This is a genomic window from Chryseobacterium carnipullorum (genome assembly GCF_900142785.1).
Taxonomy (GTDB): Bacteria; Bacteroidota; Bacteroidia; order Flavobacteriales; family Weeksellaceae; genus Chryseobacterium; species Chryseobacterium carnipullorum.
On the sequence record NZ_FRCD01000021.1, the window covers coordinates 26821 to 50824 of the forward strand.

Consider the following 24004-nt stretch of genomic DNA (forward strand, 5'->3'; position numbering starts at 1 on the left):
CAGACCGAATCACCTGACAACAGCAAAATGGAATGGTTTAAAAATGCTAAACTTGGTATCTTTATCCATTGGGCATCTACTCGGTGGATGGAATTTCTGAATCGTGGTCGTTCTTCAATAATTATATTAACCATGAAATTTACATGAAACAGCTGAACGGATTTTCAGCTTCCCGATATCATCCTGATGAATGGACTGAGCTGATCAAAAAGTCCGGCGCTCAGTATGCAGTAATAACAACCAAACATCATGACGGCGTTTCACTCTGGAACTCAAAAGCCGAAAAAGCAGTGACAATACCCACTCATTCTTTGGCAAAAAAAGACGTTTTGACCCCTTTTGTCAGCAGTCTTAAAAACTCAGGGCTGAAAACCGGACTTTACTTTTCTCTTCCCGACTGGAGCCATCCCTATTATGACATTCACACAAGAACAAAAAAACGGTACGAAATCAAAAATGATCCGAAGCGATGGGAACAGTTTATCCATTATTACCAAACCCAGTTAAGTGAGCTTTCTTCACAATATCATCCGGACCTGTTATGGTTCGACGGGGATTGGGAACACTCCTCCACAGAATGGAAAGCTCCTCAAACATTAGACATCCTAAAGAAATACAATCCCGGGATCATCATTAACTCCAGGCTTAACAATCACGGGGATTATGACACTCCTGAACAGGGAATCCCTGTCCTAAGTCCACAAAGTCAATATTGGGAACTCTGCTATACAATGAATGATTCATGGGGATATCAACCTGATGATCATCATTATAAAATACCTAATATGATCGTGAGAACTTTGGCAGATGTGATCAGCATGGGAGGAAATTTACTTCTAGACATAGGACCAAAACCTGACGGCACCCTTCCTGAGCAACAGATTGAAATTTTGAAAAATCTGGGAAGATGGACCTCAAAAAACAAAGAAGCCATCTATGGAACAACCCGCGGACTTCCATTTGAGAATTTTAAAGGAAAATCTTCTGTCGCAGGAACCAAAAAATCTATATTCCTGTATCTTGAAGAAGCTAAGGATTTCGTAAAGGTATATGGTTTGGCTAACAAACCGGATGCGGTGAAAATTGTTGGTGAGCGTGATGCTAAAGTTAATTTCAGTTTTAGCAATGAAGGCACTGTTATCATTGATTTATCTAAGGTTTCATTTGATCAGGATGTCACCATAGTAGAGCTTGTCTTCAAAAATCCTCCTGCCCTGATGGAAAACTTAAAAAAGGATCGACAAGTTCTCACGACTATTCTTGAAAACAAAAGCACCAGAATCGCAGCTTATGATATGGCAGACCTTCTTCACAGCGGAAACAATCTTCTGAATGGATCGGGTCTTACCAGCGACGGACAGGACATGAAAATTCCCCAAACAGCCAAAACCAATCCTGAAACCCTGCAATGGATCAGCAAACATGCGGTAGCTTTATACGAAACCGGAAAAGGATTGCCAGCAGGACATTACCCTGGAATGAGTGCATTGTCAAAAGACAGAAAAACCCTCTATCTTTTTGTAGAAGGAACTCCTACAGGCCCAATAGCATTAAAAGGAATAAAAAATAATATTTCAAGAATCAGAATTGTGGGTGAGGGATCTATCATCAGTCATTCAATTTATAATAAACTGTACTGGAGTGACACGCCTGGAATTATCTATATAGATGTTCCAAAGCAAAGGCTTGACAAAAATATGACAGTAATCGCTATATTGCTTGATGATCCTGTAGAATTGTACAGGGAAAAGGTTGGGGCTATAGAAAACAACCTGTAAAATATTATTTCGAGACATTTTGACATAAAAAAACCAGAGAAAATTCTCTGGTTTTATATTTTTTAAGGATATTTTCTTAGAAAATCTCTCTTCCTGAAAAATGGAACTGAGCTTCAATAAGAGCGTTCTCGTCAGAATCTGAACCGTGAACCGCATTTTCTCCGATGCTTCTTGCAAACATTTTTCTGATTGTACCTTCCGCTGCTTCTGCAGGGTTGGTAGCGCCAATCAATGTTCTGAAGTCTTCAACTGCATTGTCTTTTTCTAAAACAGCAGCTACGATAGGACCTGAACTCATGAATTCTACCAATTCTCCATAAAATGGTCTTTCAGCATGTACTTCATAGAATTTTTTAGCGTCAGCTACAGTAAGCTGAGTTAATTTTAAAGCTTTGATCTTAAAACCTCCTTCTGCGATCTTACCTAATATAGCACCGATATGTCCGTCTGCTACTGCATCAGGCTTAATCATAGTGAATGTAATGTTAGACATAAATGTATATTTTTTTAATGGCGCAAAATTACAAAAAATATCTTTGATTTTTATTTTAATTTTTTTTTAACATAAAAATAACTTTTATTAACAAAGGCAGAAAAATTTTTGGCACAGAAATTGTTAATTCTATTACGATTCTCATGTTTAATTTGAGTTTTCATGGTTATTAGTTTTTACCCAGCTTCGGCTGGGTTTTTTATTTGCAATAATCTGAATAATAAATTGCGAATTTGATAATTTTTAAAACCTATTAAAATCATATTAATACACTATTGCTTCTATTTCAATCAATGAAATAAATTTATTTTTTCACTATTTTTTCAGTTTTAATTTCTGAGAAAAATCGGAATGACAAAAAAATACTTATCTGGCAGAAAAAACGCAGACAAAAAGTGGAGTTATTGTAGATGTGGAAATATTTTTGTGAGGAAAAAACCTGATTTTTTTTAAAAGCAAAATTTTTTCAGAATCAAATTCAAAGATTGGAATTCAGATCCGACTGATCCCTCTTGAATTGATTGACCAAAAATCTTACAGGAAGAGGTTGGATATGTGACAAAAGTTCTTTCCCTAAATAAGGATAGGACAATTTCTCAGATTAATCATTTTAATCCGGCAGATTACTAAAATCCGATTTTACATTTGGAATATTTCTATTGCCTGGTCGCTTCTTCAGCCTCTTCCATCAATTTTATGTAGTTCGCATAGCGGGAATACTGAATTTCTCCGGTTTCAAGAGCGTCAAGAACGGCACATTTAGGTTCATTGACATGAAGACAGTTGTGAAATTTACATTCTTCCCTCTTCTTAAAGATCTCAGGGAAATAATGCTGTACTTCTTCTTTTTCAATGTCAATCATGGCAAACTCACGTACCCCAGGTGTATCAATAACATTTCCGCCAAAATCCCAGAAGTGCATCTGCGCAAAGGTTGTCGTATGTTTTCCTTTCAGGTGAGAGTCTGAAATTTCAGACGTTTTTAAATTTAATCCGGGCTGTAACGCATTCACCAATGTAGATTTTCCACATCCTGAATGCCCAAAGAATACAGAGGTTTTATCCTTAAGAAGATCCTGAAGCTGGTCGAAGTTCAGTTTGGAATAGGATGAAGTTTCTAAAGTTTCATACCCTATTTCCTGATAAAGGAATTCTATATCCTTAACAAGCTCTATTTCTTCTTCGTTCAGAACATCAATTTTATTGAATAAGAGCAAAGGTTTAATATTATATGCTTCACAACAAGCCAGAAATCTGTCCAGGAATCCAAGTGAAGTTTCCGGATGTTTGAGGGTAAAGATGAAGCAGGCCAGATCTATATTGGAGGCAATGATATGGGCTTCTTTTGAAAGGTTGACAGATTTTCTGATCAGGTAATTCGTACGGGGTTCTATTTTGGTGATCCAGGCTACGTCATCCTGCTCTAACTGAAATTCCACAAAATCTCCTACAGCAAGCGGATTGGTAAGCCTTGTCTTGATGAGTTTGAATTTGCCACGGATTCTGGCTTCGAAAATTGTATTGGTTTCGAATTCCATGACCTGATACCAGCTGCCTGTAGATTTAATGATTTTTCCTTTCATATGATAATTGGCTGCAAAGATAAGCAATTAGGGCTTAGGATTTCGGTATCTGAGTAAACTCTTCCCTATTTCCTAAGCCCCGTTGCTTATTAACTATTGTATTAAGTAAGACTTATTGTCTGTCAATCATAATACTGTTCTGTACTTCAATAGATTCTTCATGAATCGCTTTGAAAACTTTTTCAATAAATTCATGAGACATTCCGGTTTCCTTGGCTTTTTGATTTGCGTATTCTGTGATCACTTTCCATCTTTCAGGCTGGAAGATCGCGATATCGTTCTCTTTTTTAAGCTTACCGATCTTTTCAGAGATCTTCATTCTTTGGGAAAGAAGTTCGATCAGCTGGAAGTCAAGATCAGAGATCAGGGTTCTGTGTCTTCCCATTTCATTATCAAAACCTGCCAGTCCTGAATTCCTTACTTTCAGGTTGCCAATCAGTTCTGCCAATACTTCAGGAGTGATCTGCTGTGAAGCGTCGCTCCATGCTTCATCAGGATTGCAGTGCGATTCAATGATGGCTCCCTGGTATCCTACGTTTAATGCTTCCTGAGTAATGTCTGCAAGACCGGTTCTGTTTCCACAGATGTGGGAAGGGTCGATCAGCATTGGAATATTGGGAAACTGGCTTTTGAAATCAAGGGCGATCTGCCAGTTGGGGTTATTTCTGTATTTTGTTTTCTGGTAGGTTGAAAATCCTCTGTGGATGGCTCCCAGGTTTTTAATATCCTGTCCTAAAAGTCTTTCCAAAGCACCGATCCATAAAGCAAGATCCGGATTGACAGGATTTTTCACAAATACGGGTTTATCTGTTCCTCTTAAAGCCATCGCAATTTCCTGAACGGTAAACGGGTTTACCGTGGAACGTGCCCCAATCCAAAGAACATCTACATCTGCTTCCAGGGCAGCAAACACGTGGTGAGCATTGGCTACTTCTGTAGCGGTCTTAAATCCGTATTCTTCTTTTACTTTTTTCAGCCAGTTTAAACCGATTACTCCTACTCCTTCGAAACCGTTTGGTTTGGTACGGGGCTTCCAGATTCCTGCACGAAAAACAGAGACATTAGCGTTGGTTTCTCTTATTCTTTTAGCAGTTTCAAGCATCTGAGCTTCACTTTCCGCACTGCATGGTCCCGCGATCATTAATGGCTGAGAAAGCTCATTGATCCACTCGTTTTTTACATCGTTTAAATTCATACTTTTAAATTTATTGTTTTTTTATATTTTTCAAATTAACAGCAATAGTCCTTTCATTATAAAATTTACTTTATAATTCTTTTCAAAAAATGCCGTTCAAAAATGGTTTAAAGGAATCAGGAAAATAAAAGGACTTTAATCCTCCTGTATTTTTTGGAAAGAAATTCAGTTAGCAGTACCAATAAAATCGATAATACGTTCTGAAATTTCTATAATAGAAAGCAGAAAAACTAAAATAACCGCTAAAGTAATTAGCGGGTGCAAAATGAGACAGATATGGGAGTAATACTTTTTCCACTTGAGTTCTGAAACTTCTGTTTATTTAGCTTTTTAAATCTAATTTGTTTTTGTCAAAAAATTATTTTTCACAAAATTATTTGACAAAGATATAAAAAAACTCAGTCTGACAAAAAAAAATTGAGATAAATACAAAAACTTATGTCAGATCAAATTTCATCAGATCGTCAAGATCCTTTAAAACCGGATTTTTTTCAATAAATTTTTCGAATATTTTTCTTTTGGTAACGACTTCAATCTTGAGGCTATCGAAATCGCGCTGGTAATCTACTTCAATGGAATGGTTGTGAACCTTTGTTTTGAAATGATTAAAGAATTCTCCGGCAATTTTATCAAATTCCACTTTGGCAGAATCTGAAGGATATAAAACTTTAATCGTATTTTCTCCGGATTTGACGAGTTTAAATGCTTTTACCGCATTGAAAATAAAACTACTTCGTTTCTGAAGCTGCTTAAGCATCAGGTTCCATTCCATCTGCAGATCTGTTTCTGTAAAATGGTTTTTGGGAAGACTTTCTGTTTTTACGGCTACAGTTTCCTCTTTCACTTCTTTCTCTTCCTTGTTCAGGAAAGAATTGATGCTAAAGCCTGAAGTGATCCCCTGTCTTGACAGCGGCTTGGTTGTTTTAATCGTAGTTTCCTGAACTATTTCAGCCTGAGCAGGTTTTTCTGCTTTTACTTCTTTTTTCTCAGGAGCTTTTTCCTGGATGATCTTCACTTCCTGTTTCTCACTGAGAAACGGGGCCAGTATTAGGAACTTTTTTTTTTAGTATCGCCTAAATTAGCTGTCAGCGAGGACAGCTGCATCAAAGCAATTTCTACTGTAAGTCTTGGGTTTTTGGAGTTTTTATAATTGATATCCGCATGGTTGCAGATTTCAACGCCGTCAATGAGCTGCTGGGCATTCCATTTCTGGCTTTGCTCCACAAATTTCACCTTTGTCCTCTCCCCGACTTCAATGAGTTCTATTGTTCTTGCATTCTGGGCCATCATCAGATCTCTGAAATGATTTCCTAATCCTGCAATGAAAATATGGGGATCAAAGCCTTTCTTGACAATATCATTAAAAGCAAAAAGGACTTCGGGAATTTTATTCTCCTTGGCCAGGTCCACGATATTGAGGTACTGGTCGTAATCCAGAATATTGAGAACTTCGGCAGCTTTGGCCAGTGTGATATTTTTCTGGGAAAAAGTAGAAAGCCGGTCGAAAATGGAAAGTGCATCCCTTAAAGCACCGTCAGCTTTCTGAGCAATCAGATAAAGCGCATCGTCTTCATACCGGATATTTTCCTTCTGAGCGATGTTTCTTAAATGTCCCTGAATATCTTCTATGGTAATTCTTTTGAAGTCATAGATCTGACAACGTGACAGAATCGTAGGGATTATTTTATGCTTTTCTGTAGTCGCCAAAATGAAAATGGCGTGCGCAGGCGGCTCTTCCAGTGTTTTAAGAAAAGCATTGAAGGCTGCAGAAGACAGCATGTGCACCTCATCGATAATATAGACTTTATATTTACCTACCTGAGGCGCAAAGCGGACTTGATCTATCAGTTCCCTGATGTCATCCACGGAATTGTTGGACGCCGCATCCAGTTCATAGATGTTGTAGGCGAAGCCGTCTTCTGAAACAGAACCATCTTTTTCATTGATCTTTCTGGCAAGAATTCTTGCACAGGTAGTTTTACCTACCCCTCTTGGACCGCAGAAAAGCAAAGCCTGGGCCAGCTGATTTTCTTCAATAGCGTGTTCAAGCGTATCCGTAATATAAGATTGCCCTACGACAGTGTCAAACTGTTGGGGGCGATATTTTCTTGCAGATACGATAAAATTTTCCATTGGTCAAAAATAAGAAATATAGTTTTAATCTGAAAATTAAAAGTTTTCAAATATCAACAAAAACTGAATTTAGGTAAAATTGGAAAACTTTTAATAATTAATCTTTTGCTTTTTTTGTTTTGTAGTAATGTTCAATAATCTCAACGATCACTTTTTCAACTTCACCTCTTCCTTCATCTGTTCTCATATCAATACCACAGAATTCTGTTCCGTTGTATGCAGGAAACAAGTTCAGATAATAGACTCCCGCTGCTATCAAGGCTAGCATTGCTCTTACGTTTGTCGCATTTTCTCCGAAATAAGGATCTGTTACATTTTCAAATAAATTGGCAGCTACCTCTTCTCTTTGCTTTAATATATTTTTCAGTATTGGCTTACTTTCAGAAAGCTCCCAAAGAATAATTTTTTGTAGTTCCTTATTTTTCTTCAGGCTTTCAAACTGCATAAGAATTCCTTGAATTAAAGATTCTTTACCTTTACCCACCTGCACTTCTTCTTCAATATCCGGTCTGAATTTGCTCCAGTAATCCTGAGATTTTATATACTCATCAATAAGCTTATCGGTACTTCCAAAGTACTCATAGATAAGCTTTTTATCGAAACCAGCTACTGCTGCAATCTTACTTACCTTCAGACCAGAGTATCCTTTTACTCTCAAAATTTTACCAACTGCTGCGAGCAGTTTTTGCTTTGTCTTTTCTTTGTCCCTAATGGGCCCTTGCACTACTTTTCTAGGCATAATTTATTATTTTTTTGCAATATGCAATTTTTTATTTATATCATCAAAAACATTAAGTGTTTTATCAAGATGCTCTCTTTTGTGCCGCGCTGTTACAGTCATTCTTATACGCGCATCTTTTCTAGCTACAGCAGGATACATAATCGGATTTGTATATACTCCTTCTTCAAGCAATATTCTGCCAATATCCCACATTTTATTCTGATCTCCTATTTTCACCGGAATAATTGCTGAGCAGGTAATGCCGGTATCTAAACCTAAATCATTAAGCCCTTTTTTAAAATAATTGATATTATCCCATAATCTGTCTTTCCAGAATGGTTCTTCATCAATCAAATCAATTGCTTTTAAAATTCCAAAAGAAGAAGGGGGTGGTGTTACTGAGAAAATATGCTGTCTAGACTGAAACTTAAGGAATGATGCTATTTTTTTATTAGCAATCACATATCCTCCCAGGTTACCAAAAGTCTTGCTGGACGTTCCTGTTATAAAATCTACCTTATCTAATAAATGATCATCTTCAAGGGCTCCTCTTCCGGTTTTCCCCATCACTCCTACACCATGTGCATCATCAACCATCATATAGGCATTGTATTTTTTCACAAGAGCATATATCTCGCTAGCGCGTGAAGTATCTCCTTCCTGAGAGTATACTCCATCTACGATAACAAGTTTGGTACGGTACGTATTTTCACATACCTTCAAAATGTGTTCCAAAGCTTCCAAATTATTGTGAGGAAATGTTTTTTTATTTGTAAAAGCACATCCTTCATGTACGCTGGCATGTACACCCATGTCTAAGATTGCTATATCTTCTTTCTGCATCAGAATCTGCAAAGTAGCACTATTAGCAGCATATCCGGTAGTAAAAAGTACAACTTCTTCTTCATTTCTTCCAAAAAATCCGGCAATCTTTTTTTCTATATCACTATGGTAATCAAAATATCCACCAATAAGGGGTGATGCTCCTGTACCTGTTCCGTATTTTTCAATCCCTTCAATAGCAGCCTGTTTTACTTTTGGATGCTGTGTAAATCCCAGATAATCACTGGAGACAAAACTTACGTATTCATTATTTTGGTTTGCAATATTGATATTTAATGTTGCATTGGTTCCTGAGGTATTTTTCAGTCTGTAATTCATGTGACCTTTAGATTTCATATGGTCCAGAAATTCATAAAAGTAATTCGCTCTTTGAGCAATATCATAGTCTGAAATATTCTCAAAATCTTTAAATGTTGCTGTTTCAAAATTGATACTCATCCTTAATAATTGTTAGTGTTAGTTGTTAGTATTAGTTGTTTGAAGAAACAAATATATGATTATTTAAAGCTTGTAAAATCTATCTATTATATTAAATATTATACACCATATAAGACATTTAACCTTATAATCTGATAATCAAATTATTTAACTTCATAAATATATTCACACTGAGCTTTTATGGTTAGTTATTTTTTTTAATGAATCTAAATTTAACAAAAAAAACACAACAATAAATAAATACAGGTAAACAAATCACAAAAAAAAGGCCATTTTTTCCACAATCGCCTCATTACTAAAATCTTATTTTCTGGTTTTATTGAAAGGGATTAAATCTCACTAAAATTCCTGGGTATCAAAAAGACTATTGCCCATATTTTTTTTATTTCCAAATAAAACTTACCGAGACTTGTATGATTATAATTTACTGTTCTTTCTAAACTGTCCCGGTGTGATCCCGGTGATCTTTTTAAAGAATTTGGAGAAGTTGGACGGGTCATACGTCAACAGTCTTGCAATTTCTGCAATGGACTGATCTGAATTTGCAATCATAGCTTTGGCTTCACTGATGATTTTTTCATCATAAAAATAACACGGATGCTGCCCTTTTTCTTTTTTAATGGTATCTGTAAGGTGTTTATGGGACACAGCAAGCTCACCTGCAATTTCATTGAGTTCCATAAATTCAGGAGCTCTTCCGGACATTACATCCTGAATGTGTTTCTCGAGAAAATCAAAATATTGTATGGTAATTTCTTCACTTCTTTTCATTTCCAGATCCTCATTGGTTTATCGTAAAATATTAATCTATAAATTTAAAGATAAGAATAATAAAAACATGGTGAACTTTTCGGATTGCTGTAATGAAACAGAGCATCTCTTGTAGTCAATATAACTTATTGAATAAAAGCTAATTTCCCTTTCAAATTCGGCATTCCCAGTTCTCTGATCTTCTTTTACCAATATCATCTGATCAATAGAAACTGTCTTTAAATGCCTGCACTGAATTTTTCACTTTCAGTTTTTCAAGGATGTTTTGACGATGTCTGCTTACGGTATTAATGCTGATAGAAAGAAATTCGGCGATTTGTTTACTGGCATAGCCTTCACCAACATATTTTAGTACTTCAATTTCTCTGGGAGACAAAATAGTTTGATAATCCAGTTTGTCTTTCACAACCACCTCTCCCCGTGTTGTATTAATAATCATAAAATTGGAAACCAGAGGAAGTGCCCGATCAAGAGCCAACTGATAAAGACAGAATGTGAATCTCAATTTTCCGTTATCCGGAGAATAGATATAGAACATCCGGTGTTTTACCAAAATATAGTCATCATCTTTATTTTTCATCCTGATTTTGGAGAGAACACAGTACTCTGCTCTGATATCGATATCCAGAGAATCCATCATTTCATAAAAACGCATTTCATGGATGTATTTTTTGAGCCGGTCATCGGGATGAATTTTTTTAATGATTTCTTCCTCCCAGATAGAATGGATCTCTGCCGGATTTTGTTCTGTACTTAAACCCAATTCAAGAGCAGCCTTTGATTTATACACATAGCTTTTGTCAGCCTGCATATCGCTTAATACGGATACAGCCCCTTCCATCTGCGCATACATCAGTGCTTTCTTTTTATACAGTTCTATATCCAGCTGGCATTTTCCGGCCGTTGTATGCAGAAGCCGGCTGTTCAGTTTTTCTATGATTTCCATAAATGGTTATTTATCAGTATTGGCGAAACATGGGTTTAATACTACTTTTGCTAAAATAACAATTTACGCCCAGCTAAAGAGAAATGAAGAAATTGGCTTTAAGTTTTTGTGCTATTTTCCTGGTCCAGAAGACCTTTGCACAGACATTGGAAAAAATGAACTGGTTCAATGAACCTGAGAAATGGGAAATTAAAAACAACAGTTTATCGATGTCAGTCACTCCGCAGAGTGATTACTGGAGAATTTCCCATTATGGATTCACTGTAGATGATGCGCCTTTTTACTATACGACGTATGGTGGAGAATTTGAGGCAAAAGTAAAGATCACCGGAAACTACAAAGCGAGGTTTGACCAGATGGGTCTTATGCTGAGAACAGATGAGAAAAACTACATCAAGGCAGGCATTGAATTTGTAGACGGAAAGTATAACCTGAGTACAGTGGTTACACACGGAACAAGTGACTGGAGTGTGATCGCACTTGATAAAGCACCTCCCGCAGTATGGATAAAAGCAGTACGGAGACTTGATGCTGTGGAGGTTTTTTATTCTTTTGATGATAAAAATTATACTATGATGCGCAACGCCTATCTGCAGGATAATACGCCGGTGATGGTTGGTATGATGGCCGCCTGTCCGGACGGAAATGGTTTCACGGCAGTTTTTGAAGGTTTTAAAGTAAAGCATCTTCCTGATCAGCGAAGGCTGAAATGGCTTGAAAACAATAAATAGCGATTCAATTTTTATTCAATATACAGTCAATTTTTATTCACCTCCCATTTTTTGGGAGGTTTTTTGTTTATAGAGCCTGATTTGGGGCCAGATACATGATATTTTCAAAAGAAAAGCCGAAATCTAAGACAGTCATCGTTCCTTCGGCCCTGCACCTCTGTTTTCAGAATATCCCGGTTAATTGAGGTTACGGCCATCACTGGTTTCAGAAATAAAATTCTTTCAACTAACGATGAAATAAAATCTGTAGATTAAAATTTTATAGCATATAGAATTTTTTCTACAAAAATTTCCGTTTATTTCTCTTGTTTAACTAGATAAAATTCATATCAAATATCTTTAACTATGATAATTTATGTGCATAAAATCACTATTTTTACAGCTCAGAACCCATCTGTTTAATGACAAGACACAAAACGTAGAAATATTAATGAAAAAGAAATGGATTCAGTTATTCCCAACATTTAAAAGAACTTCGGCTTGTACAATGACTATTATTAATACATCTCCGTACTAATCAAACGGAAAGCATAGATCATTTATGCCTATATGAAAACCTGGACCTTGTTTTTTGTAATTCTGTTTTTAAACATTTACATACAGCGTCATCCTTTCACGTGGACCATTACTGACAACGGACTACCGCACCCCAGCACAAAGGCCATTGTCAAAAACGGTCATGGCTTCTTGTCCGAAAAAGTTTCCGAAAGCAACAGTTTTCTACAAAAGATGCCTGATGGAGCGTTCAAACTTTATATCAACGAAAACAAACAAAAACTAACCCCAATAACCACCGATACGAGAGCGGAAATTATTTCTGAACAGATCAATACCTACGTCAGCCTATTAAACAATCGAAAGCTTAAAAATCCTTTTTTTAAAGGAAAAGCCCGAATGCTGCCTATGTTTTCACATCTGTCAAAATTAATTTTACCTTCCGCCATCCCAAAGGAAGTATCGTTGAAACAACTCTTATTAAAGACCATTTTATATGAATGAAAGAATCTTAATTGCTGATGATCACTATGTAGTAAGAGCAGGAACTGCTTTAGTGTTAGATTCCGCCTACCCACAATTTAAAATAGATTTTGCAGAAAATTATGATCAGGTAAAAAACCATCTAAGTAACCACCCATGTGATCTTCTCCTGCTGGATATTGATATGCAGGGAACCAAGTACAAAAAAATGATACCCGAACTTAAAAGCATACAGGAAAGTTTAAAAATTCTTGTATTTTCAAGATATGACAAAGATGTCGCCATCCAGTATATCAGGGAAGGTGCTGAAGGCTACCTGAATAAACAGAGCAGTGAAGAAGAAATTAAAGAAGCTGTAAGATCTGTGATAGAAAAGGGCTATTATTATCCTGCTGAACTCATTGGGCTTATTATCCAGAATAAAAAAAGTAATCCTGCTGAGAAGCTGTCGTCCCGTGAATATGAGATTTTTAAACTTCTGGCCAGCGGCACGGGAAATCTTGAAATCGGGAATAAACTGGAGATTCAGATGTCTACTGTAAGCACCTATAAAAAGAGGATTTTTAAAAAGCTCAATGTTTCCAACATTGCAGAGCTTATCAAGGTGCATGAGATGATGCATTAAGATAGACATCCCACAACAGTTTTTATATTCTAAAAATTGGGACTGTGTGTTGTATTTTCAAGATACAGTCCCGTTTTAATGCTGAAATGGTTGGCGCCTGCTTACGTCTTATTTTATCTGTCAGCTTCTATCGTTGGAATGACATTTTTTTTAACATCAAAAGAGATCTGTAATAGATGTCATTACATGCGTGTACAATTATCTTCAAAGTAATTCCAGATAACTATTAATGAATACCGGATTAAACCAGACCCCCTGTAAAAACAGGTCCAGGAGATCATTTTACTTTCTTCATTTTTAATTATATTTGTCTTTTGTTTATACCACAAAATACGGTCAAAACATTAATTTATATCAGGACAGCTCAATTGTCATTGATTTTTTTAATAAATAGTAACGCAAGTGATCCGCAATGAATCAACTTTATCAGTAAAGAATAATAAACAAAAGATAGATACCAAGAAAACAGTAAAAAAGAATCACTTAGTCCAGTCATTTTTAATACTTGACCACTCATGTAGGTATAGAAATAAAATATAATGATCCTCCAAACATAAATGACAGTAAAAAAAAACATAAAAACTGAGAGAATTGAAGAGTACAAAAGAGAACTGATCCACTATTATATTATCTTAATGAATGTCATTCTTTTTTTGTTTGCTCTGAAGTTTACCTTTATCACTCCCTACAGAACCATGTCGTGGTACTTGTACGGTGGGATGTTTTTTATCACGTACACGTATCTTATCATCCGTAAAAGTTATTCTGTGGACATCCTGGTGCATGGATATATGATTCTGGCTTCTCTATATAATTTCTATGTTATGCTGGCTTTCTGGAACTATTCGGTAGCCAGTTTTGTATGGCTGATCCCCATTCCACTGGCAGCTTATGTTTTTTTCACAAGAAAGTATGTGCTTATTTATAGTTTGTATGTACTTTTTAATATTTTAATGGGCTACCTGATCAATAGAAGTTTTGCATTTGATTTCCCAAAACAAAGTCCTGAAGATATCAGGATAAGTGATACTTTCCTGGTGATCTCCAATGTTGCTGTAATAGCACTTCTGCTCTATTTTAAAGATAAGATCAAACGGGTAGAAATCTATAATGAAATAGAAGCAAAATTACAGACCGAAGAGAAAACCGCATCCACTTTGGTGGAGCATGATACTTTCTCTGAGGAACTGTTTGAAAAAATTGAAAACCTGATGAAGGAAAAGCATCTTTATAAGGATGTGAGCTTCAATATTTCAAAATTAGCGGTAGAAATGAACATCAACAGCAGCTATATTTCAAAAGCCATCCGATACAAAGGTTACCCGAATTTTAATAATTATCTCAATCTGTACAGAATCAACTGTGTAAAAAAACTCCTTGATGAAAATGATCTGGAAAGAGTAACTTTGATGTATATCTACACTGAAGCCGGATTTTCCAATCAGTCTACTTTCAACCGGGTCTTTAAGCAGATTGAAGGCACCACTCCTTCGGAATACATCAGCAGAATGTCTCTATGATTGGTTTTGCCAATATACTTTATCGAACAAAGCGTTTTCATGTTTAAAAAAATATCATGAACTTTACAAGACTTTAATTTCTATAAAAACCTGAGTGTTTTTAATTGTAAACAATCATGAATCTATCTGAAAAAGCGGAAAAAGGAAGCCAACGTTTCCGATTGATAAAACTTTGTATTTTCTTTTCTGGACTTTCTGTTTTTGCGCAGCTTTATCTTTTTCAGCCGTTGCTTCCCACCGTGGCAGAGTATTTCAAAACGACGGCGGGAGACAGTTCCCTGCTGGTATCTTCTTCTACCATTGGTATGGCTGCCGGACTGCTGTTTTTTGCGTTCAAGGCAGACAGCTATTCCAGAAAAAATCTGATGACCTTTTCACTGATCTCATCTGCTTTACTTACCATTATCTCATCATGGATGCCAAGTCTCAGTCTGCTTATTGCAACAGGAGTTTTAAAAGGGTTTGTAGTATCCGGAGTTTCGGCAGTTGCGCTTGCTTATCTTACGGAAGAAGTACATACTTCTGTGGTTGCGCTCGCCATCAGTATGTACCTCAGTGGCAATACCATTGGTGGAATGAGCGGAAGAATAATGGCAACGATATTAGCTGGAGAATTCGGGTGGCGAAATGCTGTGCTCATCATTGGAGTAGAAAGCCTGATATTGGGTATTATTTTCTGGAAATTTTTTCCGCAATCTCAATTCTTCCATCCACAAAAAATAGATTATTCCCTCAAAATAAAACAGATGGGGCATTTTTTCACTGATCCCTACATGCTTCGTTTATACTTTATTGCAGCCTTGCTGATGGGTACTTTCGTGAGTGTCTACAATTACCTGACGTTCAGATTGGAAGATCAGCCTTTTTCATTAAGTCATTTTGTGATTGCCTTTATATTTCTCATGTATATTTTCGGAGTATTCGGCACGATGATTACCAGCAGATTAACAAAAAAATTCAGTCGTCATTTTATCCTGAAAGGTTCTGTACTATTTATGATGTCCGGAACGGTATTGTTGCTTTCAGAGAATATTTATGTTGTTATTTTCGGACTGGGTCTGTTTACCCTGGCTTTTTTTGCAGCTCATACGATGGCCAGCCAGATGACAGCGCTACATGCCAAACAGGGAAAATCTTCTGCCACTTCTATCTACTGGCTCTTTTATTATTTCGGATCCAGCATTCTTGGAACGGGTACCGGATATATTCTTCACGCATTTTCCTGGACTATTTTTATAACGGTTCTGCTGTTTTCTGTAGGAGTTTCATTTATATTGGTCACCAGAAATCAGGATTTAAAAGATATTAAAACTATTTAACAAATAATAAATACCACACAGGTACCACACTTATTTTCTATTATATCCTAATTTTAAGAAAAAACTGCAATATTTTAACATATAGTTCATTATTGATGGAAAAAATTAACAAAATATTCAAAAGCGGAATGGAGTTACTATAATGCTGGGCATAATATTTGCAAGTATATAAATGACCACACACCTTTTTAACTCACAATATTATGAACGCAGCAGATCTTAAAATTAAAAACTTAGTTGATTACAAAAATCAAACGTACACCATTACTGAAATATTTCATGGGGCAAACCATGATTATTTTGTAAAAATTGAAAATGATTTTCATAGTATTTCAGTTCCGGCAGACTCTATCAAACCAATCCAGATTACAGAGGAATGGCTTGAAAAATTTGGATTTTTAAGAACGTATATTTCAGAACAGAGAATTCGTTATGAAAGACCCGAAACGTTTATAAAATACGACTTTGACCTGAGTTCTAAAAAAATAATGGAAGGGCTGAAAATATACGGCAACTCCATCAGATGCAAATACATCCATGAGTTCCAGAATATTTTTTCATGCCTTTTCGGAAAAGAACCTGCAACGTCTGGCTTCGGGCTGTTGAAGACAGAATCTTAGTTTATTATTATGTTTATTATATGGGAACCGCTGCTCTTTATGCAGCGGTTTCTGTTTTTATATATCGCCGAAATGGTGTATTTTAAGATGGCATGAAATTCTCCACTAATTATCTGCTGATTCTGCCAAGCTTTAGATTATTTCTGGTCTATCACAGAAAGCTGTTCCATCTGTTTCTGAAGCCGCTTTGCCTTGGCTTTTCCACGCTGCTCTTTCCGGAAATCCCAGGGTGAAACTGCTTTTTTATCCTGCCATAAACCTCGCTTTCTGGCTTTGGCTGTTTCCTGCATCTTTCCAAGATCTGCATCTTTGGAGTAACTATAATACCACCATCCGTATCCTGCTTTTATAATTTCAGCTGAAAGATATTTCCCGTTATCATAATAGACTTTCGCTATAGATCTTCCGTAGCGGTCCTTCTTCGTTTCTGTAAATCTGATCTTTTTAGCAAAAACCTGATCTGATGTAAACTGTTTGGCATTTTTTCCAAAAGGCTGTTTCTTTTCGGGACAGTCTACCTCTGCCAGCCGAAGCTTTTTTTGAACATTCCCATCCAATAAAACCGTGATTGTGTCTCCGTCTGAAATCCCAACTACTTTTGCCGCCGTCTGTGAGAAAAAGGAAAGAGGAAAGCATAACAATGCAAATAAAACTATTCTCATCGTGCGAAATTATGTATTTATTTCTAATGTTCATCGGCCTGAAAGGTGCTTTAACAGACGAAATCTTTTATCCTCTTTAAAGACAGCGCAATAGATATATCTTAATAAAAAAGAGACTTCAATTCAATTCAAAAAATAACAATTGATCATAATCACCATTAACAATTCAGGTAAATTGATCTATCTATCTATCTATCTATCTATCTATCTATCTATCTATCTATCTATCTATCTATCTATCTATCTATCTATCTATCTATCTATCTATCTATCTATCTATCTATCTATCTATTGATGGATTATTACAAAAACAGAATGTTTTTTTACAGCATTCTTTAATCCTTTAATGTTCAATTTTGTTCAATAAATAGTATACAACAAAATCTTATGATCACAAAAATTTTCGAACCTTATCAGTTAAATTCGATTGAACTTAAAAACAGATTCTTAATGGCGCCAATGACAAGAAGCCGTGCCTCCGTAAAGGGTCACGCTCCTGTTACACTGATGGCTGAATATTATGGACAACGTTCTTCAGCAGGATTAATCATCACCGAAGCTACACAAGTTTCGATGCAGGGAATGGGATACTCAAGAACCCCGGGAATTTATTCCGATGAACAGATTGAGGGCTGGAAACAGGTTACCGAAACAGTTCACAGAAAAGGAGGGAAAATCTTTTTACAGCTTTGGCATGTAGGAAGGGTTTCATCTTCCAGAGTCAATGGTTTACAGCCCATCGCTCCCTCTCCCATTATTGCGGCCAATACCAGTGTGTATATTTTTGATGGAGCCCCCAATGGTGATGCTACATTTATCCCCGTAGAGGAACCGAGAGAAATGAGCAAAGCCGATATTGCTAATGTGATTAAAGAGTTTGAACAGGGAGCCATCAATGCTATGAAAGCAGGCTTTGACGGAGTGGAGATCCATGGAGCAAACGGTTATCTCATCGATCAGTTCCTGCGAAACAACAGCAATCAAAGAACTGATGAATACGGAGGAAGTAAAGAAAACCGGATCAGACTCCTGCTTGAAATTACTCAGGCTGTTACCGGTGCTATTGGTAAAGAAAAGACAGGTGTTAGACTTTCTCCTTTTATTAAATTCAAAGATATGGATGATCCTGAGATTCTGGATACTATTATGCTGGCCACCGAAAGATTAAATGAACTGGATATAGCTTATCTTCACCTTTGTGAAGCAGACTGGGATGATGCTCCCGCTATACCAATTACATTCAGACAAAACTTACGACAGAAATTCAAAAATGCAATTATCGCTACGGGCAATAAAACGCCAGAAGAAGGTGAAGAGTTACTGCAAAACAACTGGGCAGATCTTATAGGATTTGGAAGAAAATTTTTAACCAACCCGGATTATCCTGAAAGGGTGAAAAAAAATGCTGCACTCAATTCAATTACAGATCCGCATACTTTATTTGGCGGTGGAGACGCAAGAGGTTATACTGATTATCCACTTTTAAAATAAATAACCTGAGTTGATAAAGAAAATAGATAATATAGTTCTAAAACAGTGAGTTTAGGGACTGTTGTACGATCCATGTCATGCTTAAAACCTTTACATCGGTATTTCCCGAATACTTACTTTTCGTCAGGACAGTTTATTGCATAAAAATATTCTACTCTCAGTCCCACTAACTTTCCAGATATTTCAATACCTATTAAAGCAACTGAAACAGCCCTGTAACGGGTATTGAAATGTCTGGTTTACTGTTCTACAAATTCCAGTCTGAAAGCTTTCGGACTTTTCCCGCGCTGAGCTTTAAAAAATTTATTCAGGTGGCTTTCATCCGTAAACCCCAGTTCATCTGCAATTTCGTTGATTCTTTTGTCGCTGTGTTTCAGCCGATGCTCTATCAGGGTGGTTTTATAATTATTAACGTATGACTGCAGGGTTTCGCCGCTGTGTTTTTTGAAATATTTACCCAGATAATTTTCTGAAAACCCAAAAGCTTTGCTGATACTTTCCGTTCGGATCATTTCGGGTTCGTAAATATTGCTCTGAATATAATTCAAGATGTTTATGATGCGTGACTCGGAAGTTTCATCTATTTTCTGAGGCAGGTATTTGGCAATATTACGGGCTACAAGAACAATCAGGGTATTGACCAGCTGAGCAGTGATATCACTGTGGTAAACATCTCTGTTAACCGCTTCTCTTATCAATGCCTCTACCATCGGACGGATGAGGGTTTTATCACTTTGATTTTTTAGAATACAGCCGGGTTTGTGATTGGCATTTTCCATAATAAATTCAAGCCTCTTGATATTTTCCTTTGAAATACGATTGTCTGTTAAATAGATATTGCTGAACTGCAGAAAGAAAAATCTAGTTGTACTATCGATCCAAAACTGACTGCAATCCTGAGGCGTCAGCAGAAACATATGATTGGCTGAATACGAAAAGCTATGCTTATTAATACAATGGCGCCCTGTTCCAGATAAAATAAAAACAAGTTCAAAAAAATTCTTCCTGCTTTCCTTTTCCGGAAAAACATCTAAGGTTTCAAAGTGAATGCTGTAAGGTTGGTATAATACATCGCGGTTCATACAAATGGTATTTTATCTACAGAGCAAAAATATACAAAAAGATAGAAACAATATACCAATAATCTGCTAAAAATCAGTATAATTTTGCTTAATCAAATAGACATTTTGATTTATGACAAAAACATTATTAAGGATAACATTGTTATCTATGTTCTCAGTTTCACTGCATGCACAGCAGACTGAAGATAAAATTTACCACTACTCTTCCATGGATGCCATGAGAAACGGAGTGTATACCGGTGATGTCACCGTGAAGGAACTCAGACAAAAAGGAGACTTCGGATTGGGAACTTATAATTTTCTGGATGGCGAGCTGATCGCGCTGGACGACAATATATTCCGAATAGCGACTGACGGTTCCGTTGAGAAGGCGGATGAGCAAAGAAAAGTCCCATTCGGTTCATTTACTTTCTTCAGAAAAGATCAGGCCTTTGTGATGGAACACATCAGTACTTTTGCAGACTTTCAGCAAAAATTACTAAAGATTTTACCTTCCCGCAATCGGTTTTATGCCGTAAAAGTTGAAGCTTCTTTCACAAGTATAACCTTAGGCGGAGCTATCAAAGTAGATGAAAAGGATACGACAGGTATTGCTTCTTTCATGAAAACAAGACCGCTGTATAAAAAACAGAACATCAGGGGAACTCTTGTAGGTTTTTACAATCCCGGATATGCAGGTGGTCTGGATTTATCACCGTTTCATTTCCATTTTATATCAGATGATAAAAAGAGCGGTGGACATATGGTAGAAGGAAATTTTTCCAATACAAAAATTACCGTTCAGCTCGACGAGAAAAATGCTTACGAAGTGATACTTCCGAACAGCAACGATAAAGGCTATCAGAGAACCTGGACAACTTCTGAAGCAAAAGCACAGTATTAAATTAATTAAAAAATAAATGTTCAATCTAATGAAGACAAGAAAATCAATTCTTTTACCACTGGCTCTGATTTCATTCAGTGTAATCTCTGCACAGCAAAAAGTCCTGCAGACGGATTTCAATAAAGGAACCTGGGAGCAGGTAGGTAAAGGCTTACAGCGCAAATGGGTTTCGGGAGCGGAAAGTACTTTTGCATTCTGGAAAATGGACAAAGGGGCGCACGTTCCGCCGCATCAGCACCCTAATGAGCAGGTAACTTATATTACGAAAGGCAGTGTAAGGGTTTTGATGAATAACAAAGAACATATTGTCAAAGCTGGCGGTGTGCTAATCATCCCTGGAGGAATTACCCATGAGTTTTTCTGCCTGGAAGACGGTACGGAGGACCTGGACTTTTTCACTCCGGTGCGTAAGGACTGGACAGACGGAACGGCCAGTTATCTTAAGCAACAGGGAAATCCCCTTGAAATCGTTGCGCAGTTCAATGAGGTGAGACCTGGAAATGTGGCGGTAAGCCGCGACGGGCGTGTCTTTGCAACCATTCATCCTTTAGCATCACCTAAACAGCAGCTTGTAGAAATTGTAAACGGTAAGCCAGTTCCGTTTCCTTCAGAAAAACTTCAAAAAAACGGAGGTAAGGCAGATCATCAAAAGTTCGATACTCCTCTTGGGGTAGCGGTAGATAAAGAAAACCGTCTATGGATGATCGACATGGGTCTTGAACTTGGAACAACCCGCCTGTGGTGTTTTGATCTGAAGAAAAATATGGTGACGGAAAAAATTGAATTGCCTGCTGACATTGCGCCTAAGGGAAGCTTTGTGCAGGACGTAGCTATCGACGAAAAAAATGGCTGGGCTTACCTTGCGGATATTGCTAATCCAGGCATTATCGCTTTGAACCTGAAAACGAAAAAAGCAAGAAGGTTTAGCGGTCACAAAGCTTTACAATCCGAAGATGTAGATATGATCATTGATGGAAAAGTAATCGATTTTGGAGGAAAACCATCCCGTGTAGCCGTTAATCCCATTACTCTTTCTGATGACAGGGAAACCCTGTTCTTTGGATCAATGAACGGTACTTCCTGGTATCAGGTTCCTGCAAAGCTTTTCCGTGGAAATGCTGATGACAAGATCATCGGTAATGCTATTCAAAAGTTTGGAGATAAGCCTGTAAGTGATGGCGCTGCTACGGATCAGTATGGTAATCATTACATTACCAATCTTGGCGGACACAGCATCAGTAAGCTGGATGCTAACGGACAATTGAGTGAAGTCGTTAAAGACGGAAGATTGCAATGGCCGGATAATGTAGCGGTTTCTCAAGACGGCTATTTATATATTTCCGTGAATCAACTGAATACGACAACGGCATTTTCCGGACAACCGGATCAGGGGAAACCTCCTTATTTTATTTACAGGATTAAACTTTAATCAGAAGACCTGTACTTTAATTTTTTTTAACCACCGCGGCAAATCTTCGATGATTCCTCCATGAAAGAGAAATTCTCGTGCATTCACCGGCAGTGGTTACAAAAAATGAAGATTCAAAAAAAACAATTAATAATATAATTAAAATATAATGATCAACGAACAATTTACATCAACAGCCGTTTTAAAAGCTAAAGAAGGAAAAAGAACGGCATTAAAAGAAGCTTTGCTGGAACTTATCAATCCTACACGAAGCGAACCGGGATGCCTTTATTATATTCTTTTTGAGGATAAAAATCATGAAGGTACCTTTTATATGCATGAAGCTTTTAGAGACAAAGCAGCATTTGACTTCCATATTGAGACTGTTCATTTTAAGAACTTTGCAGTACAAATGGATGAGCTGATGAGTGAACCTATACAGCTCATCGAACTTGTCAAGATCTTATAATCCGGTTTTCAGTATTTTCAGCAATTCCGTTTGCTGAATGACGTCATTTTTACTGCTGATCAGGTTATAATTGGCCTGAAGCCAATTGTTTCTCACCACAAAGAAGGTGTACGCATCCATGAGGCCTTCTTTGTATTTTTCCTCTGATTTCTGAAAAGAGAGTTTCTGGTTTTCAAAATTAGATTCTAAAAGGCCGTACTTTTCCTGAGCATTTAAAAACTGGGCTTTGATGGAATTAATGGTCTGGGTCAGATTATTGACAATCAATTCTTTATCATAAGTGGAATTGATGACATTCAATTTTGCAACTTCTACATTGTTTTTGACCTGAAGCTTATTAAAAATAGGAATAGTAAGTCCAAAAAACACCGACTGGTTTTTGTTTTGGGTCAACTGGTCAGAAAAACTGATGGTAGAAGCATTATTATTTAAAGATTTGTTATAAAAAGTAGACCAGCTATAGCTTCCGTTAAGGGTTGGAAAATAGGCTGAGGCTGCAAGATTTACCGTTTTTTCCTGAGCTTTGATTTCTGCAAGAACGGTCTGGTAGGCGGGATTATTTTCTAATAATCTTTTGGTAAAATCAGAATAATCAAAGTCTTCTTCCGCTAAAGCCGACTCATTATTCATCACAAAATCTACAGAGTCCTGAGTGACGGCTAAAGCGTTAAGAAGATTAATTTTGGCCAGGTCGCGTTGATTTTTTGCCGTTACCCATTGTTCCTCCAACGTTCCTAAATTGGCTTTTATATCATAGATATCACTTTTTGAGCGGCTTCCAATTTCCACTTCTTTTTCTGTTCGTTTAATTTGCTCTTCCATTCCAGAAATCTGAGTTTCCAGAACATTAAGCCAGCTTTTACTGTTCTGGTAGCTGAAAAAGTTTTGAATGACATTCAATTTCACATCATTCTGAGCCTTCTTAAGTCTGTAAGAACTGGTTTCTTTGTTCAGTTTTGAAAGAGAAATAGTCACATAATTCCGCCAGTTGAAAAGCTCAATATTGGCCTGAGCCTTCAGCTGATCGTATTGTGTATTGAGTACTTCTCTCTGGTTACTGGACTGATTAATGGAAGAGCCAAAACTATAACTATGATCTACTCCAGCCTCTACAGAAGGTAATAACATTCCTTTTGAGGCTGCAATCTGATGATCATTTTTTTTAATGTTTACCGTTGCCTGTTTTACCAGCGGATGATTGGCCGCAGCATAATCCATACATTGCTGAAGGTTCCATGATTGCTGCGCAGGAAATAGCCCGACAAAAAATATGAAAATAAAATTTTTCATGCAGAAGATTAATTTAAATGAATTT

22 protein-coding genes and 1 pseudogene are annotated in these 24004 nt (G+C 36.9%); 11 read left to right on the plus strand and 12 right to left on the minus strand.

Features of this window, described 5'->3' with window-relative positions:
* Positions 1-27 precede the first annotated feature (27 nt).
* Positions 28-1778 (plus strand): annotated as a pseudogene (locus BUC06_RS20125) (alpha-L-fucosidase).
* A gap of 76 nt (positions 1779-1854) precedes the next feature.
* On the opposite strand, the gene BUC06_RS20130 reads toward BUC06_RS20125, so the two are convergent.
* The 9 genes from BUC06_RS20130 to BUC06_RS20170 all read right to left on the minus strand — a co-directional run bounded on the left by BUC06_RS20130 (position 1855) and on the right by BUC06_RS20170 (position 10901).
* Positions 1855-2271: a nucleoside-diphosphate kinase gene (locus BUC06_RS20130; RefSeq protein WP_034687444.1), complete on the minus strand. Its 417-nt coding sequence runs from the start codon at positions 2269-2271 to the stop codon at positions 1855-1857.
* A 656-nt stretch (positions 2272-2927) separates the two neighbouring features.
* Positions 2928-3854, minus strand: coding sequence for a ribosome small subunit-dependent GTPase A (gene rsgA / locus BUC06_RS20135; protein ID WP_073335884.1), 927 nt, complete (start codon positions 3852-3854; stop codon positions 2928-2930).
* 112 nt (positions 3855-3966) lie between these two features.
* A complete protein-coding gene (locus tag BUC06_RS20140; RefSeq protein ID WP_073335886.1) occupies positions 3967-5049 on the minus strand; it encodes a chorismate mutase in 1083 nt (360 codons plus the stop codon).
* Between the two features lie 436 nt (positions 5050-5485).
* Positions 5486-6064 carry a hypothetical protein gene (locus BUC06_RS24205; RefSeq protein WP_228423852.1) on the minus strand — a complete coding sequence of 193 codons (579 nt, stop codon included), beginning with the start codon at positions 6062-6064 and terminating at the stop codon, positions 5486-5488.
* Between the two features lie 32 nt (positions 6065-6096).
* The gene (dnaX, locus tag BUC06_RS20150; RefSeq protein ID WP_073335888.1) at positions 6097-7182 is read right to left on the minus strand and encodes a DNA polymerase III subunit gamma/tau; all 1086 of its coding nucleotides are present in this window, start codon (positions 7180-7182) and stop codon (positions 6097-6099) included.
* A 97-nt stretch (positions 7183-7279) separates the two neighbouring features.
* Positions 7280-7921 carry a TetR/AcrR family transcriptional regulator gene (locus tag BUC06_RS20155; protein ID WP_073335890.1) on the minus strand — a complete coding sequence of 214 codons (642 nt, stop codon included), beginning with the start codon at positions 7919-7921 and terminating at the stop codon, positions 7280-7282.
* Between the two features lie 6 nt (positions 7922-7927).
* Positions 7928-9184, minus strand: a complete 1257-nt coding sequence (locus BUC06_RS20160) for an aminotransferase class I/II-fold pyridoxal phosphate-dependent enzyme (protein WP_073335892.1) — start codon at positions 9182-9184, stop codon at positions 7928-7930.
* A gap of 417 nt (positions 9185-9601) precedes the next feature.
* Positions 9602-9955: a helix-turn-helix domain-containing protein gene (locus BUC06_RS20165; RefSeq protein WP_073335894.1), complete on the minus strand. Its 354-nt coding sequence runs from the start codon at positions 9953-9955 to the stop codon at positions 9602-9604.
* Positions 9956-10157: 202 nt separating this feature from the next.
* Positions 10158-10901 (minus strand): response regulator transcription factor, encoded by a 744-nt coding sequence (locus tag BUC06_RS20170; protein ID WP_073335896.1) that lies wholly within the window; start codon positions 10899-10901, stop codon positions 10158-10160.
* Between the two features lie 83 nt (positions 10902-10984).
* On the opposite strand from BUC06_RS20170, the gene BUC06_RS20175 reads away from it, so the two are divergent.
* The 6 genes from BUC06_RS20175 (at position 10985) to BUC06_RS20200 (ending at position 16694) form a co-directional block, all read left to right on the plus strand.
* Entirely contained in the window at positions 10985-11632 is a 648-nt protein-coding gene (locus BUC06_RS20175) for a DUF1349 domain-containing protein (protein ID WP_073335898.1), read from the plus strand.
* 549 nt (positions 11633-12181) lie between these two features.
* Complete coding sequence (locus BUC06_RS20180) at positions 12182-12631, plus strand: hypothetical protein (RefSeq protein WP_073335900.1); 450 nt, start codon at positions 12182-12184, stop codon at positions 12629-12631.
* Positions 12624-13235 carry a response regulator transcription factor gene (locus tag BUC06_RS20185; RefSeq protein WP_073335901.1) on the plus strand — a complete coding sequence of 204 codons (612 nt, stop codon included), beginning with the start codon at positions 12624-12626 and terminating at the stop codon, positions 13233-13235. Before BUC06_RS20180 ends, BUC06_RS20185 begins: the two co-directional genes overlap by 8 nt.
* 557 nt (positions 13236-13792) lie before the next feature.
* Positions 13793-14755: a helix-turn-helix domain-containing protein gene (locus BUC06_RS20190; protein WP_073335903.1), complete on the plus strand. Its 963-nt coding sequence runs from the start codon at positions 13793-13795 to the stop codon at positions 14753-14755.
* A gap of 116 nt (positions 14756-14871) precedes the next feature.
* Positions 14872-16074 carry an MFS transporter gene (locus BUC06_RS20195; protein ID WP_073335905.1) on the plus strand — a complete coding sequence of 401 codons (1203 nt, stop codon included), beginning with the start codon at positions 14872-14874 and terminating at the stop codon, positions 16072-16074.
* 203 nt (positions 16075-16277) lie between these two features.
* Positions 16278-16694: a hypothetical protein gene (locus BUC06_RS20200; protein ID WP_073335907.1), complete on the plus strand. Its 417-nt coding sequence runs from the start codon at positions 16278-16280 to the stop codon at positions 16692-16694.
* Between the two features lie 137 nt (positions 16695-16831).
* On the opposite strand, the gene BUC06_RS20205 is transcribed toward BUC06_RS20200, so the two are convergent.
* Entirely contained in the window at positions 16832-17356 is a 525-nt protein-coding gene (locus BUC06_RS20205; RefSeq protein ID WP_073335909.1) for a thermonuclease family protein, read from the minus strand.
* Positions 17357-17743: 387 nt separating this feature from the next.
* Between BUC06_RS20205 and BUC06_RS20210 the strand changes: the two genes are divergently transcribed.
* Positions 17744-18847 (plus strand): alkene reductase, encoded by a 1104-nt coding sequence (locus BUC06_RS20210; RefSeq protein ID WP_073335911.1) that lies wholly within the window; start codon positions 17744-17746, stop codon positions 18845-18847.
* A gap of 239 nt (positions 18848-19086) precedes the next feature.
* Here the strand turns inward: BUC06_RS20210 and BUC06_RS20215 are convergent, their stop codons facing one another.
* A complete protein-coding gene (locus tag BUC06_RS20215; RefSeq protein ID WP_073335913.1) occupies positions 19087-19929 on the minus strand; it encodes an AraC family transcriptional regulator in 843 nt (280 codons plus the stop codon).
* Positions 19930-20041: 112 nt separating this feature from the next.
* Between BUC06_RS20215 and budA the strand changes: the two genes are divergently transcribed.
* The 3 genes from budA to BUC06_RS20230 all read left to right on the plus strand — a co-directional run bounded on the left by budA (position 20042) and on the right by BUC06_RS20230 (position 22689).
* A complete protein-coding gene (gene budA / locus BUC06_RS20220) occupies positions 20042-20812 on the plus strand; it encodes an acetolactate decarboxylase (RefSeq protein ID WP_073335915.1) in 771 nt (256 codons plus the stop codon).
* 28 nt (positions 20813-20840) lie between these two features.
* Positions 20841-22241, plus strand: a complete 1401-nt coding sequence (locus BUC06_RS20225) for an L-dopachrome tautomerase-related protein (protein ID WP_073335985.1) — start codon at positions 20841-20843, stop codon at positions 22239-22241.
* A gap of 148 nt (positions 22242-22389) precedes the next feature.
* The gene (locus tag BUC06_RS20230; RefSeq protein WP_073335917.1) at positions 22390-22689 is read left to right on the plus strand and encodes a putative quinol monooxygenase; all 300 of its coding nucleotides are present in this window, start codon (positions 22390-22392) and stop codon (positions 22687-22689) included.
* On the opposite strand, the gene BUC06_RS20235 is transcribed toward BUC06_RS20230, so the two are convergent.
* On the minus strand, positions 22684-23979 hold the full coding sequence (locus BUC06_RS20235; protein ID WP_073335919.1) for a TolC family protein: 1296 nt from the start codon (positions 23977-23979) through the stop codon (positions 22684-22686). The two genes, BUC06_RS20230 and BUC06_RS20235, sit on opposite strands and share 6 nt — an antisense overlap.
* Between the last annotated feature and the right edge of the window lie 25 nt (positions 23980-24004).